General features: G+C 71.1%; 10 protein-coding genes. 5 read left to right on the top strand and 5 right to left on the bottom strand.

The window, feature by feature from the left end:
- Positions 1–3: 3 nt before the first annotated feature.
- Together HUA76_RS11050 and HUA76_RS11045 are read right to left on the bottom strand one after the other, a co-directional pair.
- Positions 4–1,878 carry a chloride channel protein gene (locus HUA76_RS11050; protein ID WP_174460804.1) on the bottom strand — a complete coding sequence of 625 codons (1,875 nt, stop codon included), beginning with the start codon at positions 1,876–1,878 and terminating at the stop codon, positions 4–6.
- Positions 1,865–2,428: a MarR family winged helix-turn-helix transcriptional regulator gene (locus tag HUA76_RS11045; RefSeq protein WP_254614132.1), complete on the bottom strand. Its 564-nt coding sequence runs from the start codon at positions 2,426–2,428 to the stop codon at positions 1,865–1,867. Before HUA76_RS11045 ends, HUA76_RS11050 begins: the two co-directional genes overlap by 14 nt.
- Positions 2,429–2,666: 238 nt before the next feature.
- On the opposite strand from HUA76_RS11045, the gene HUA76_RS11040 reads away from it, so the two are divergent.
- The 3 genes from HUA76_RS11040 to HUA76_RS11030 all read left to right on the top strand — a co-directional run bounded on the left by HUA76_RS11040 (position 2,667) and on the right by HUA76_RS11030 (position 6,121).
- Positions 2,667–3,398, top strand: a complete 732-nt coding sequence (locus HUA76_RS11040) for a hypothetical protein (protein ID WP_174460803.1) — start codon at positions 2,667–2,669, stop codon at positions 3,396–3,398.
- Positions 3,395–3,982 (top strand): hypothetical protein, encoded by a 588-nt coding sequence (locus HUA76_RS11035; protein WP_254614131.1) that lies wholly within the window; start codon positions 3,395–3,397, stop codon positions 3,980–3,982. Before HUA76_RS11040 ends, HUA76_RS11035 begins: the two co-directional genes overlap by 4 nt.
- Positions 3,983–4,204: 222 nt before the next feature.
- A complete protein-coding gene (locus HUA76_RS11030) occupies positions 4,205–6,121 on the top strand; it encodes a DNRLRE domain-containing protein (RefSeq protein ID WP_174460802.1) in 1,917 nt (638 codons plus the stop codon).
- 28 nt (positions 6,122–6,149) lie between these two features.
- On the opposite strand, the gene mtgA is transcribed toward HUA76_RS11030, so the two are convergent.
- The 3 genes from mtgA to HUA76_RS11015 form a co-directional block, all read right to left on the bottom strand.
- Positions 6,150–7,091: a monofunctional biosynthetic peptidoglycan transglycosylase gene (gene mtgA, locus HUA76_RS11025; protein ID WP_174460801.1), complete on the bottom strand. Its 942-nt coding sequence runs from the start codon at positions 7,089–7,091 to the stop codon at positions 6,150–6,152.
- A 69-nt stretch (positions 7,092–7,160) separates the two neighbouring features.
- Positions 7,161–7,823, bottom strand: coding sequence for an NlpC/P60 family protein (locus HUA76_RS11020; protein WP_174460800.1), 663 nt, complete (start codon positions 7,821–7,823; stop codon positions 7,161–7,163).
- Positions 7,824–7,986: 163 nt separating this feature from the next.
- A complete protein-coding gene (locus tag HUA76_RS11015; RefSeq protein WP_174460799.1) occupies positions 7,987–10,056 on the bottom strand; it encodes an MASE1 domain-containing protein in 2,070 nt (689 codons plus the stop codon).
- Between the two features lie 144 nt (positions 10,057–10,200).
- Here HUA76_RS11015 and HUA76_RS11010 point away from each other — a divergent pair, with 144 nt between their 5' ends.
- A complete protein-coding gene (locus tag HUA76_RS11010) occupies positions 10,201–10,740 on the top strand; it encodes a hypothetical protein (RefSeq protein WP_174460798.1) in 540 nt (179 codons plus the stop codon).
- Between the two features lie 103 nt (positions 10,741–10,843).
- On the top strand, positions 10,844–13,396 hold the full coding sequence (locus HUA76_RS11005) for a M1 family metallopeptidase (RefSeq protein WP_174460797.1): 2,553 nt from the start codon (positions 10,844–10,846) through the stop codon (positions 13,394–13,396).
- The last annotated feature ends 22 nt before the right edge of the window (positions 13,397–13,418 follow it).

The following is a 13,418-nucleotide window of genomic DNA, read 5'->3' as shown; positions in this document are numbered from 1 at the left end:
GCTTCAGGCTCCTCGGGCCGGCAACGGCCCACCCAGTCCACGCTCCCTGCGCCGCGAGTTCTCCAGCCGCCGCCGATGCGCGCCCAGCAGGTCGCTCCGGGTGATGATGCCCACGACGCTCGAAGGAGTCTCACGCCGGACCACTGGAAGGCGACCCACGCCCTCCTCCACCATGAGGTCCGCCGCCTCGCGCAGTGAGCTGTCCTCATACGCCACCGACGGAGGACGCCTCACCACGTCCCGCACACGCCGCCCCTCGGGCGCTTGCCCGTCCACCAGGTCCCTGCGCGTGACGACGCCCAGCAGGGCGCCCTCCTTCACCACCGGGAAGCCCTGGTGACGGGTGCCCGCCGCGTCCGACAGCAGCCACGCGCGGACCGACTCCAAGGACCGGTCCGCGTCCAGGGTCACCACGGGCTTGAGCCCCACCTCGCGCACCAGCACCTGCCCCAGCGCATCCACGCCGTACTCGGTGAGGACCCGCCCGCCGCGCCGCGCCAGCTTCTCCGTCATGATGGAGTGGCGCATCAACAGCGCCGACACCAGATAGGCCGCCGCACAGCCGCCCAGCAGGGGCAACAACCCCAAAGGCTGGCGCGTCGTCTCGAAGGCGAACACCACCGACGCCAGCAGCGCGCGCGAAGCCCCCGCGAAGATGGCCGCCATGCCCACCAGCGCGGCCACGCGAAGGTCCACGCCCAGCCCGGGCGCAAGCCGCATCGCCAGCAGTCCCAGCCCCGAGCCCAGTCCACCGCCCAGGGTGAACAGCGGCGCCAGCGTTCCGCCGGAGGTGCCGCTGCCCAGCGCCACGGACCAGGACACGAACTTCAGCGCGCAGAACACGAGCATGGCCGTGCCCACGAAGCGCCCGGAGAGGATGTCCTCGATGTTGGTGTAGCCCACGCCGAGCGTGCGCGGAGACCACCAGCCCACCACCCCCACCACGAGCCCTCCGAGCGCCGGCCACCACATCCAGTGCACGGGCAGCTTCTCGAACGCATCCTCGATGGCATACACGGCGCGGGTGGCCAGCGTGGACGCCAGGCCCACCACCGCGCCCAGCACGATGTAGAACGCCAGCGCCGCGCCGCCCGGCAGCGCCAGCTCCGGCATCGCGAAGGCAGGAGCGCTCCCCTCGAAGGCCAGCCGCACACCGGTGGCCGTGGCCGTGGCCAGCGCCACCGGGATGACCGAGCGCGGGCGGTACTCGAACAACAACAACTCCACCGCCAGCAGCACCGCGGAGACAGGCGCGCCGAAGGTCGCCGCCATGCCCGCCGCCGCGCCCGCGGCCAGGAGCGCCTTGCGTTCATCCGCCGTGACGCGCAGCACCTGCCCCAGCAAGGAGCCCAGCGCGCCCCCCGTGGCGATGATGGGCCCCTCCGCGCCAAACGGTCCTCCCGTGCCGATGGCCACCGCCGCCGACAGCGGCTTGAGGAACGTCATCCGAGGCGGAATCCGGCTCTGGTTGTAGAGCACCTGCTCCATCGCCTCGGGGATGCCGTGGCCCCGGATGGCCCGTGAGCCATAACGCGCCATCACCCCGACGATGAGCGAGCCCACCACCGGCACCACGATGACCCACGCGCCCAGCGAGTGATTCACCGGGGAGACCTCCGCGGTGGAGAACCGGCCGAAGAAGGCGATGTTCGTGAAGAGGTGGATGAGCGCGCCCAGCCCCTGGGCCACCAGTCCCGCCGCCACGGCCAACACCACCGCGAGGGCGCTGATGAAGACCACCCTCCGGTCCACCACGTCCACCGTCGCGGGCGCGCGCATGCCCGCGAGCGTGGGGCCCATGGACGGCGCCACCGGCAGCCTCGCGCGAGCCTCCTCGCCCTGCCCCGCCTCCACTCGACTCGCTTCAGGCCGCTCCATGAGACTTCTCCTTCTTGTTCTTGCGGGGCGTCGTCTTCTTCATCGCGCGGGCCCGGCCAGGCGCGGGCTCGTCCTCGAAGAAGAGCGGCGCCTCGTTTCCCTCCAGCCCCAGCTCTCTCACCAGGGCGGACAGCCCCTGGGCCAGCCCTTCGCGCGCGCCAGGCTCCAGCCGTCGAAGCCCGGTGATGAGCCGGGCCTGCGCCATCGCGGGTGTCTCGCGCAGCAAGGCGCGCCCCGAGGGTGAGAGCGCCACCTCCACCCGGCGACCGTCTTCCGCCGAGGGGCGCCGCGTGGCCAGTCCTCGCTCCAGCAGCCGCGCCACCACCACCGATACGCTGCTCTGGTGCGTGAGCGTCCGCTCGGCCAGGGCGTTGATGGAGCAGGGCCCCGCCTCCGCGAGCTGCTGGAGCACGAAGAGCTGCGCTCCGCTGATGCCCACCAGTCGCTCTGAGGCCCTCGCGGAGACCCTCAGCAGCCGCACGATTCGGCGGATGCCGTCCATCACCTCGCGCACGTCTTCGCCGCTGGTTCGACTTGTATGGGAGCCCATTGAATTGAGCGGAACGTACGGTCCACGGCTCGCGTCCGCAATGAGAAAGGCAGGTGGACGCGCACCGGCCGACCTGGCTGCCGGAGGGTCGCCTCCTCCCGGACGAGACGAAGCTCCGGGCAGGTCGCGAATGACCGCGTGAAACATCTGTCGACAGTTCACCAACCTGGGCGACGCACGAGTCGACGCGGTGAAGCGACACGCTAGACACGGGGCCCCTTTCACAGGAGCTCCCGGCTTGAGTCCTTCCAGACGTCCCGGCGCACCAGGTGGCGCCGGGTACATCCCGCCCTGCATCCTCGCCGTCCTGCTGCTCTCCACGCCGTCCTCCGCCGAGCCGTCCCCAGGCGTGCGCACCAACACCGCGCGACTGATGGGAACGGACGCGGCCGAGGTCATCGACGCGCCGGTGCTGGGACTCCAGCGCGGCGCGCTGCCGCTCTTCGCGGGGCTGGTGGTGGACACCTCCGTCTTCGCGGACGTGATGCTCGCGCCCAACGTGGGGTTGCGCTGGGCGGTGGCGGCGGGCCCGCACCGCGTGGTGCTGGGCGCGCGCTACACGCACTTCATCGGTGGCTCCGTCTACTCGGACATCGTCGAGTCGGAGACGCCCTCCCTCCAGCGCTTCGAGCCGGAGTTGAGCGGCCCCTCCGTCTATGGCGTCTATGGCCTGGTGCTCGGTCCGCTGCTCGTGCAGGGCGAGGCCCGCTACGCGCGCTACACCTCCGACTACCTCTCCTTCACGGGCGGGGCCGCCCTCAACTTCGCGGGCCCCTGGTCCGTGGTGGGCGAGGCCGGCGTGCGCGTGAAGGGCGGCGCGACCTTCCGTGCCGCCGCGGGCATCCGCTACGGCGGAGAGAATCTCGGCTTCGGGCTCGGCGCCACCTATGTGGACCTGAGCGACCCGGCCGTTCCGGGCGAGGAACTGCCCGTCCTTCCCGTCCTCGACCTCTCCTGGACCTTCCGATGATGACCCGCGCCCTGCTGGCTTCGTGCTTCCTGTTCCTGTCCGGCTGCTCGGCGGAAATCGCCATCGCGACAGAGCCCTTCGACGTGAGGGTGCCCGTCACCTCCGTCCTCCAACCCGTCTACGCGGAGGTGGCGTTGGACCTGCCCGAGGAGTCGGTGAACACCGAGGACCTGGACCTGATGGTGGAGCAGGTCGCCGCCACGCTCGAGGTCGTCAATCCGTCCTCGTCGCTGACGCTGCGCACGGCCATGCGCCTGTCCTTCACCGGGCAGGCCACGCCGGAGGACCCGGTCTTCTACACGGACCTGAACCGACCGGCGTACTACGCCCAGGCGGCGGAGGTCCTCCCCTCGCGCAACTTCGCCCCCACCACCCGCACGGCGGTGCGCATCGACAGTCCCGCGCTGAAGGACGCCGTGGGACGCAGGCGCGTCTGGTTCATCGTCAGCAACACCGTGGTGCGCGGGGACCTCGGCACGCCGCAGCTCCCCGTGGAAATCCTCCTCGAGGACATCGTCTTCCAGGCCGTGCTCACCAAGCCCTTCCCGGGACTGGGCGGCGCGCTGGAGGTCGGAGGACTCTAGGAGGAACCCCGAACCACCCCGCGTGGACGTCGACACTTCCCTGAGATGGAAGCGCCCTGCCCTCGCCTCATCCCCTGGGACGAGGCGGGCGTCGTGCCGCGCACCTCGCTCGCCCGGTAAGCCCGGCACCCACGATGCACAGCGAGCCCCCCACGAGCGTTTGGCATGGGGGGATGGATGCACGGAAGAAGCTGGAAGCGAGGGTGGCGGGAAGCAGGCGCATTGGCGGTCCTGGCCCTGCTCCCCCACTGCGGAGGCAACACCTCGTCCCCGGACAGGGAGCCGCTGGAGCAACACGGCGACCCCGCCGCGGGAGCAAACACCTTCATCGCCATCGCGGACGCACAGGTCGACTCCTCGCGGCCGTCGACGAACCTGGGCGCGGAGGAGCAGCTCTGCGTGGACCGGACGCCCATCGAGTACCGGACCTTCCTCCGCTTCCAGGTGAAGGGCCTGCAAGGCCGGGTGAAGCGCGCCACCGTGCGCCTGTTCGTCACGAATGGCTCGACGGACGGCCCTGTCGTCCACCGCATCGACCCTCAATGGAAGGAGGACGTCGTCACCTTCGACCACCAGCCCTCGCTTCTGGGCCCGGCCCTGTTCACCGCGGGGGCGCTGCGCTCCGGAAGCTGGGCGGAGCTGGACGTGACGCGCGCGGTGACGGGCAACGGCGTCGTGAACCTCGGGCTCTACTCGTCGGGTGCCGACGGCGCGGACTTCAGCTCGCGCGAGGACCGCGACCCGGCCCTGCATCCACGCATCGTGGTGGAGATGGAGCCTGTCCCTCCGACAAATCCAGTGCCCGCGCCCGACTGGGTGCTTCAGCGGGGCGGCCCGGGAGACGAGCACGTCCAGGTGATGGCGACCGCGGAGAACGGCCTCGACTTCCTCGTGGCGGGCTCCTTCACCGGCAGCGGTGACTTCGGCGGCGACGTCTTCCAGGGAGAGCGCGGCCTCGTCGTGGCGCGCTATGGCGCGGACGGCGCGCATCGCTGGTCCCACGCCTATGCGGTGGGCGCGAAGGTGGAAGCGACGGGGCTCGCCGTCTCGGCCTCGGGTGAGGCGTGGCTGGTGGGCGCCTATCAAGGCGCTCCAGATTTGGGCACGGGCGCGCTGCCGTTCATCGAGGAATCACCCACGACCTCCGGCTTCTTCCTCCTCAAGCTGTCGCCCGAAGGAGAGCCCCTCTGGTCCCGAGGTGTTCGCGCGGAACATCCCGCTCCGTCCTCGGGCATCACCCGCACGGGGCTGGTTCGCGCGCAGGCGGTGGTCATCGACTCGCAAGGCAGCGTCGTCGTCACCGGCCACTTCCAGGGGGAGATGAGCCTGGGCCGAGGCAGGCTCTATGCGGACCCGGGCAACAGGACCCGAGATGACCACGTGCCCGCGCTCTTCCTCGCGAAGTTCCACGCGGACGGAGCGAACGCCTGGTCCCTCGCGTTTCCCGGTGGCGACTCGGGCACGCGCGCGGAGGCGCTCGCCACGGATGGCGCGGGCTTCATCTACGTGGGCGGCGACACCGACTCGCAGGTGCTGGGGGCCACGGGGGTCCGAACGCCCTTCCTCGGAAAGCTCTCCGCCAACGGCACGCCCCAGTGGTTCCGTGCGCTCAATGGCGCACGGGGCAGCATCCGCGCGCTCGCGCCATTCGCCCAGGGAGACGTGGCCTTCGTCGGCGACATCAACGGCAGGTTCTCCTTCGGTGGGAAGGACATCGAGGCGAGCGAGGACGTGCTGCTCGGCACCCTGCATGCGACGGCCGCGGACGGCTGGGTGCATGTCCTGGGCGGAAGGAGCGCGGGGCAGGCCCATGCCCTGGGAGCGAGCGCGGAGCGTGAGCTCATCGTCGGAGGCTGGACGCGGGATGGGCGGCTCGACCTGGGAGGCGGTGCGCTCGGGAAGGCGTCCATCCCCAAAGGTGACGTCCTCCACTTCGTGGCGCGCTATGACGCCAGGGGTGCGCACCTCGACTCACGGGCCCTGGGCATCACGGGCCCGGGCAACGCGGCGCTCCAGGTGACGTCCGCTGGACAGGCGCGGCTCTGCGTCCCGTTCAATGACGCCCTGTCACCGGATGGAGCGACCTACGCTTCACGAGGCGCGGGAGACCTGCTGTTCCTTCAGCTCACGCCCGATTGAGCCGAGCACGGCGCGGACGGGACGAGCCTCAGGCGTCGTCGTCCGCGCCCTCATCCTCGCCACCACTGTCCGCGGCGGGTGTCCGACCCAGCAACCGGTCGATGTCCGCGCGGGCGGTGGTCGCCTCAGCGCCGCTGATTCGCCCCACGGACGAGAGCTGGTCGACAATCCAGTGAGAGCGCTTCCACAGCGCTCGAGAGCCCGACGACGGCGAGCGCTTGCGGGGCGCCGGCAGCATCGCGGCGAGGATGGCGCCCTGGGCCACGGAGAGCTGCGCGGCGGACACGCCGAAGTGCTCTCGCGCACCGGCTTCGATGCCGTAGACGCCGTTCCCCCACTCCACGACGTTCAGGTACAGCGCGAGGATGCGCTTCTTCGTGAGCGCTTCCTCCAGACGATGGGCCAGCACCAGCTCCTTCGCCTTGCGGAACAGACTCCGGTCCGTGGACAGCCAGAGGTTCTTCGCCAGTTGCTGGGTGATGGTGGACGCGCCGCGACCGAGCTGACGTTTCGCCCAGGCCTCCTCCAGCGCCTTGCGCACCTCCGTCGTGTCCAGTCCCTCGTGTCCGTAGAAGCCCGCGTCCTCGGACACCAGGACCGCGGCTATCGCGTGCTTCGAGATGGACGTCAGCGACACCCACTGATGGCGGCGGCGGACCTTCTTCCCTGCCTCCCGAGCCTCCTCGGCGCGCCGGTCCATCAGGGCCGTCGACTTCGGGTTCTCCCGCACCAGCGGCTCCGCCTCGGGGAGCGTGACGTACTCGTACACCCCGAAGCCCAGCAGCAACACCGTCACCCCGAGTAGGGCCTTGAGCCGCCAGGACTTGCGGCCCGGTGTCGGCGCGGGGCGAGCGACGGTGTGCGCCGGAGGAACGACAGCCACCAGCGATTCAGGCCTGGGGCCTTCCGTCACCGCCTCGGTGTGCTCCGAGGGCCCAGGCCCTTCCGGTCGTCCATCGGTGGTCGACATCAGCGCCGTGCATACCGCCTCCGGCCTCCGACGTCACGCCCCCGACGGAGCCACGAGCGCGCGCGGCCTTCAGCGGCGAGCGCGCGACACGGTGACAGGCTCCACCTTCCAGCGCTCATCGACGGAGGCGAAGCCGGCCACCAGCTCACCGGCCAGGTAGCCTCGGTTGCGCTTGTCGCGGCGGCGGAGCCAGTCATTGAGGACGCGGCCCTTCTCGTCCTTCCTCGCCTCGGGGCGCGCCAGGTTGAAGCGGCTGCGCTTCACCCCGCCGCCCGCGCGGTGGACGAACGTCACGGTGCCGTCGGTGCTCACCCGCTCGACGATGCCGATGTGCGTGAGGCCGTCGTTGAGCCGCCCATCCTTGTTGCGGTCGATGGTCTCCCGGAAGAACACCAGGTCCCCGGCGTTCGGCGCCTCGCGCAGCGCGCCCAGGGTGCCCGCCTTCCGGTAGATGGCTTTCACCCCGTTCTCACCAGGCAGGGTCAGCTCCGGCATCAGGCTGAGTCCGGGCTTGCGGTACGCCAGCTGCGTCAGGCCCGAGCAGTCGTCGTTCACCGCCGTGCTCACCGTCGACAGCGAGCCCAGCCCCACCCACGCCTTCGCGCGCCAGAGGGCCCGGTCGGACAGGGTGACCTTGGCGGCCCGCTTCGGCGGAGTGCGCCTCGCGGCCTCGGCCGTCCCGCCCCACAACACCAACCCCACCAGCGCCCCCAACCACGCTCCACGGTGCATACCCGCACACCACAGCAATGGACGTGCCTCGCCTCGAGCCCCCGCCAGACGTTGGCTCGCGAACATCCACCCCAGACGCGCCATCCCTCCCCCTGGCGAATCCCTTTCCCACCCTGAGCCGTGAAGTCGCTCCACAGGCGCCTCCGGCACCCAGCGACTCGCCTCAGGCGCCCGCGCGAGGCTGCCGCGCCGGGTCTTCGTTCAGGAGCGGAAGCGACGGCTCCACCGGCAGCTCCAGCACGAAGGAAGCGCCCGCCCCCCGGGTGCTGCTGACCTGGACGGAGCCACCATGTGCCTCCGCGATGCGGCGCGTGAGGTACAGCCCCATGCCCAGGCCTCCGTACTCCTGCGTGGAGACCGCCCGTTCGAAGGGGCCGAAGATGCGCTCCACCGCTTCGGGAGGAACGCCAATGCCCCGGTCCGTGACGACGAGCCGGGCGCGGCCTCCCACCTGACTCAGCGCCACGTCCACCTCCCCCCCCGCGCCGAACTTGATGGCGTTGGACACCAGGTTGGAGAGGGCCTGCTCCACGCGCCCCGGGTCCAACCACCCGCGCACCCGCTGGGCCGTGGCCGTCAGTCGCAGCGGTGTCCCGGCGCGCGTCGCCTCTTCCATGGAGCGCTCCAGCACGTCTTCCACCAGCGCGGTGAGGTCCACCCACTCGCGCCGCAACTCCAGCCCGCCCGCCTTGAACAAGCCGACGTCCAACACGTTCTCCACCAGGCGAGTCAACCGTCGCGACTGTCGGGCGATGGCCTCCAGTCGCTCCAGCAGGAAGCCGTTCTCGGTGCCTCCGCGCAGCAGCGCCATCAACCCCTGCACCCGCAGGGTGAGCGTGGCCAGCGGCGTGCGCAGCTCGTGCGCCGCCACGGCGATGAAGTCCTCACGCACGGCGACGGCCTCACGGGCCTCCTCCAGCAGCCGCGCGTTCTCCAGCGCCATCGCGCACCTGCGCGCAACGTCGTCCGCCAGCACGTGCTCCCGTCTGCGTCGCCCTGTCCCCTCCAAATCCATCGCCACCGCCAGCGCGCCCACCACCTGTCCGCGCACTCGCAGCGGCACCAGCACCCCCGAGCCCTCCGGACCCGTCCAGTCGCTTGCCTGCGCTGGCAACGGAGGAAACCGTCCTCGCAGCCCCACTTCGCGCGCGGGCGTCCAGCCCGCCGCCGCCACCCGCTCCACCACTCCGTCGGCGTTCTGCAACCAGATGGCGACACCTGTCGCGAGCTCGGGCACGAGCAGCCGCGCCACCCGAGGCAGCGTGACGCTCCATTCAGGGGACTCGGCGAGCACCCCGCCCACGGTGGCCAGCACGCGCTGCGCCGCCTCCGCGCGCCGCCGCTCCGCCACCACGGCCGCCACCGTCAGCGCCGTCAGGCTGAGCACGGACATGAACACCTGCACGGACAGGACGCGCTCCGACGCGGACACGGACAGCGCCCCGAAGGGCCCTATGTCCAGGCGCGTGTACTCCACCGCCACCGCGCTCATCACCGCGGACGCGCTCGCCGCCCCCCGAGGCCCCAGCCGCAGCGCCGCGGCGATGACCAGGGGAAACGCCGCGTAGGGCAGCGTGGTGGAGAGCGCCGCTGACCCCGTCGTGTCCTCGACACTGAAGACCAGGACGCCGACGAGCGCCACCACCGCTATCATGAAGACGGACTCCACCAGTCGCCTCGGCGGAGAGGTCGCGCGCGCCACGGGCCACCACGTCAGCAGCAGCGGCGCGACGAGCACCGTGCCCAACGCGTCACTGAGCCACCAGACAATCCATTCGCTCGCGAACGACGCGGAGCCCAACCACCTCGTCGCGCCGAGCGCGCCCAGCGTGGCGCTCGGCAGCGCCCCCACCACCGCCCCGAGCACCAGCAGCCCCGTGACGTCTCGCACGCGATGGAAGCGGACGATTCCACCCAGCAAGCGACGCATCAGCGCCGCCCCCAGCCAGGTGCGCAGCACATTGCCCAGCCCCCACGTCGCGGCAAGCCCCCAGGGCAGGCCCTGGGACAGGACCGAGCCCAGCTCCGCGGCGAACACGGCGGCCAGCAGGGCGGGCCACATGCGCGTGGGCGAGCGCAAGAGGAACGCCAGCGTCAGCCCCGCGGGCAGCCAGAGGATGGCGCTGCTCAGGGGCGGAAACACGAAGTGGGAGCTGACGACCTTCAGGACCTCGAAGGACACCGCGAGCAGTACCGCTCGCTCCCAGGCGGCGCGCCCCAGCGTGAGTGCCATTCCGACCCCCATCGCAAGGTAAACAGCCAGGGCGAGGAAGCGCGGCCGGGCCGACGGAGCAGGAGGGCCCCCGTTCGCCCAGGCCGGCCTGGAGTCGGAGGCAGGCGCCCACGCGCCGTGCTCGCTAGAGTGCCGCCGCCCCCCGTGCCCTTCGCCTACTACGAGAGCCTCAGTCCCGAGCAGCGACGCACCTATCGGATGAGCGATGGAGTGACGGCCCTCCGGGTGAGGGAGCCCACGGCCCTGCATCCCCTGGTGGACGAGGTCCGGGAGGCGCTGGCCACGGGTGAACGCGGCCCGCTGGAGCGCGCCACGGCGGGGCTGGGCAAGGCGCTGTGCGAGCGGCTGGATGTCCCCAGCGTCCGGGTGGAGGTGCTGGACGTGCGCCCCTCGTCCAAGGAGGGCGAGCTGCACGGCCTCTACACCTGGGAGCCGGGACGCCGGCCGCGACTCCAGGTCTGGATGCGCACCGCGAAGCAGGCGCGCGTGGTGGCCTTCCGCACGTACCTGCGCACCTTCCTCCACGAGCTGTGTCACCACCTGGACTTCCTGCTGCTGGAGCTGCCCCACTCGTTCCACACGGACGGCTTCTTCCAGCGGGAGTCCAGCCTCTTCCAGCAGCTCGTCCCGGGCCGTGGCCCTCGCGGACGGAAGGCGGGCCCGGACGGGGAGCCGGGGCGGTAAGGGTGTGGCGGACGACACCCCACCCGGCGGACGACAGGTTTCTTGCACCCGCGTGACAGAAGTGGGAACGCGCGCCGCGAGCGAGGCTAGATTCCGCCTCCCTATGGCGCATCCGACCGAAGACAAGAACTTCCGGCTCCCCACCGCCGTTCGCCCCCACCGCTACGCGGCCACGCTGACCCTGGACCTGGACGCGAAGTCCTTCTCCGGACAGCAGACCATCGAGGTGGAGCTGGCCGAGCCCACGCGCGAAATCATCCTCCACGCCATCGCCCTGAAGCTGGGCGAGGTGTCCTTCCGCTCGGGCAACGCGCGGCACCAGCCCACGTCCATCCGGCCCGTGGAGGTGAGCGAGACGGTGGTGTTGAGCTTCGACGCGCCGCTGCCCAAGGGGCCCGCCACGCTGGAGCTCGGGTGGACGGGGTCCTTCACCGACGGCCTGCGCGGCCTGTACCTGGCGGGCAAGGTGGCCGCCACCCAGTTCGAGGCCGCCGACGCGCGCCGCGTCTTCCCCTGTTTCGACGAGCCCGCCTTCAAGGCGAAATGGTCGCTCAGCGTGCGCGTGCCCGAAGGGCTCGCCGTGCTGGGCAACGGCCCCATCGTCAAGGAGGAGAAGGACGGCGCGCTGACAAAGGTGACGTTCCAGGAGACGGAGGTGCTCAGCAGCTACCTCGTCGCGCTGGTGGTGGGCCCGCTGGTGGGCACGCCGGCGCAGCTGGTGGGGGGCGTGCCGGTGCGCACCTGGTCGCTGAAGGAGAAGGAGCACCTGACGCGCTTTGGCCAGGACGTGGCGCTGGCGGTGCTGCCCCTGCTCCAGGACTACTTCGGCCTGCCGTATGCCTTCACCAAGCTGGACCAGGTGGGCATCCCGGACTTCGAGGCGGGCGCGATGGAGAACGCCGGCCTGATTACCTACCGCGAGGTCACCCTGCTGCTGGACCCGGCCACCGCGCCCCTGTCGGTGCAGAAGCGCGTGGCGGAAGTCGTGACGCACGAGCTGGCGCACCAGTGGTTCGGCAACTGGGTCACCATGGTGTGGTGGGACGACCTCTGGCTCAACGAGGCGTTCGCCACGTGGATGGCCTTCAAGATTGTCGACCAGTGGCGCCCCGAGTGGCGCATGTGGCTGGACTTCGACTCGCACCGCACCAGCGCGCTGTACCTGGACGCACTCAAGTCGACGCACCCCATCCACGGCGAGGTGCGCAACGCGGGCGAGGCCGGTGAGAGCTTCGACGCGATTACGTACGAGAAGGGCGGCGCGGTGCTGCGGATGATTGAGGGCTTCCTCGGGGAAGGCCCCTTCCGCGATGGCATCCGCCTTTACATGCGCAAGCACGCGCGCGCCAACGCGGTGAAGGAAGACCTGTGGAACGCGCTGGGCGCGGCCGCGAAGCAGCCGGTGGAGGAGCTGGCCACCGCGTGGGTGGGCCAGAGCGGCTTCCCGCTGGTGACGGCGCATGTGGAGGGACGCGAGGTGGCGCTGTCGCAGCAGCGCTTCTATTCGGAGCCGGGCGTGGAGAGCGGCGAGAAGTGGCCGGTGCCCATGGTGCTGCGCTACGAGGACGCCTCCGGCGTGCGGGAGCAGCGCGTGCTCCTGCGCGACAAGCAGGCCACCGTGAAGCTGGAGGGCACGGGCGCGGTGAAGTGGCTGTGCGCCAACGCGGGCTCCACCGGCTTCTACCGCATGGCCTACGACAAGGCGTCGCTCGCGGGACTGGCTTCGAACCTCCAGGTTCTGGCGCCCTCGGAGCGCATCGCCCTGCTGGAGGACCAGTGGGCGCTGGTGCGCTCGGGCCGGGGCTCGGTGGCGGACCTGTTGGACCTGGCGGCGCGCTTCGGGAACGAGGAGGACGACTCCGTCCTGGACGAGCTGGTGGGCAGGCTCGCGTACGTGGAGAACCGGCTGGTGGATGGCGAGGACCAGGCGCGCGTGCGTGCGTGGGTGGAGAAGCTGTTGAGCCCGGGGCTCAAGAAGCTGGGCTGGCAGGCGGCATCCGGTGAGTCGGACCGGGTGAAGCTGCGCCGCTCCGCGCTGGTGCGCGCGGTGGGAGGCCTGGCTCGCAGCCCGGAGGCGCTCGCGGAGGCCCGCCCGCGCGTGGCGCGCATGCTCCAGGGAGAGCGTGACGCGTTGGAGCCCAACCTGCTCGACGTGGCGGTGGCCATGGTGGCGCGCGCGGGAGACTCGGCCCTCTTCGACACCTTCCTCCAGAAGGTGCCGAAGGAGCCGGACCCGGCCACGCAGCGCCGCTACCTGATGGCGCTCACCGCCTTCGAGGACCCGGCGCTGGCCGAGCGCGCGCAGGGGCTGCTCTTCTCGGAGACGGTGAAGACGCAGGACGTGGCCAGCTTCGTGACGGGGCTCCTGGCCAACCGCACCGGCCGCGACGCGTGGTGGGCGCAGATGCGCAAGCAGTGGAAGGACGTCGTCGCGCGCACGGGCGGCGCGCCCATGCTGGTGCGGCGCATCGTGGAATCGCTAGGCATGCTGCGCACGCGCGAGCACCTGGAGGCGGTGAAGGCGCTGCTGCGCGACAACCCGGTGAGCGACGCGAACCAGGCCACCGCGCAGACGCTGGAGCGGCTGTCGCAGGACGTGGAGCTGCGCGAGCGCTGCGGCCCGGAGGTCTCCGCGTGGCTGAAGCGCCAGCCCTGACGCACCCCTCTTGAGAGGCTCT

Source organism: Myxococcus sp. CA056 (genome assembly GCF_013336715.1).
GTDB classification, from domain to species: domain Bacteria; phylum Myxococcota; class Myxococcia; order Myxococcales; family Myxococcaceae; genus Myxococcus; species Myxococcus llanfairpwllgwyngyllgogerychwyrndrobwllllantysiliogogogochensis.
This window is presented reverse-complemented; position numbering and strand designations above follow the sequence as displayed.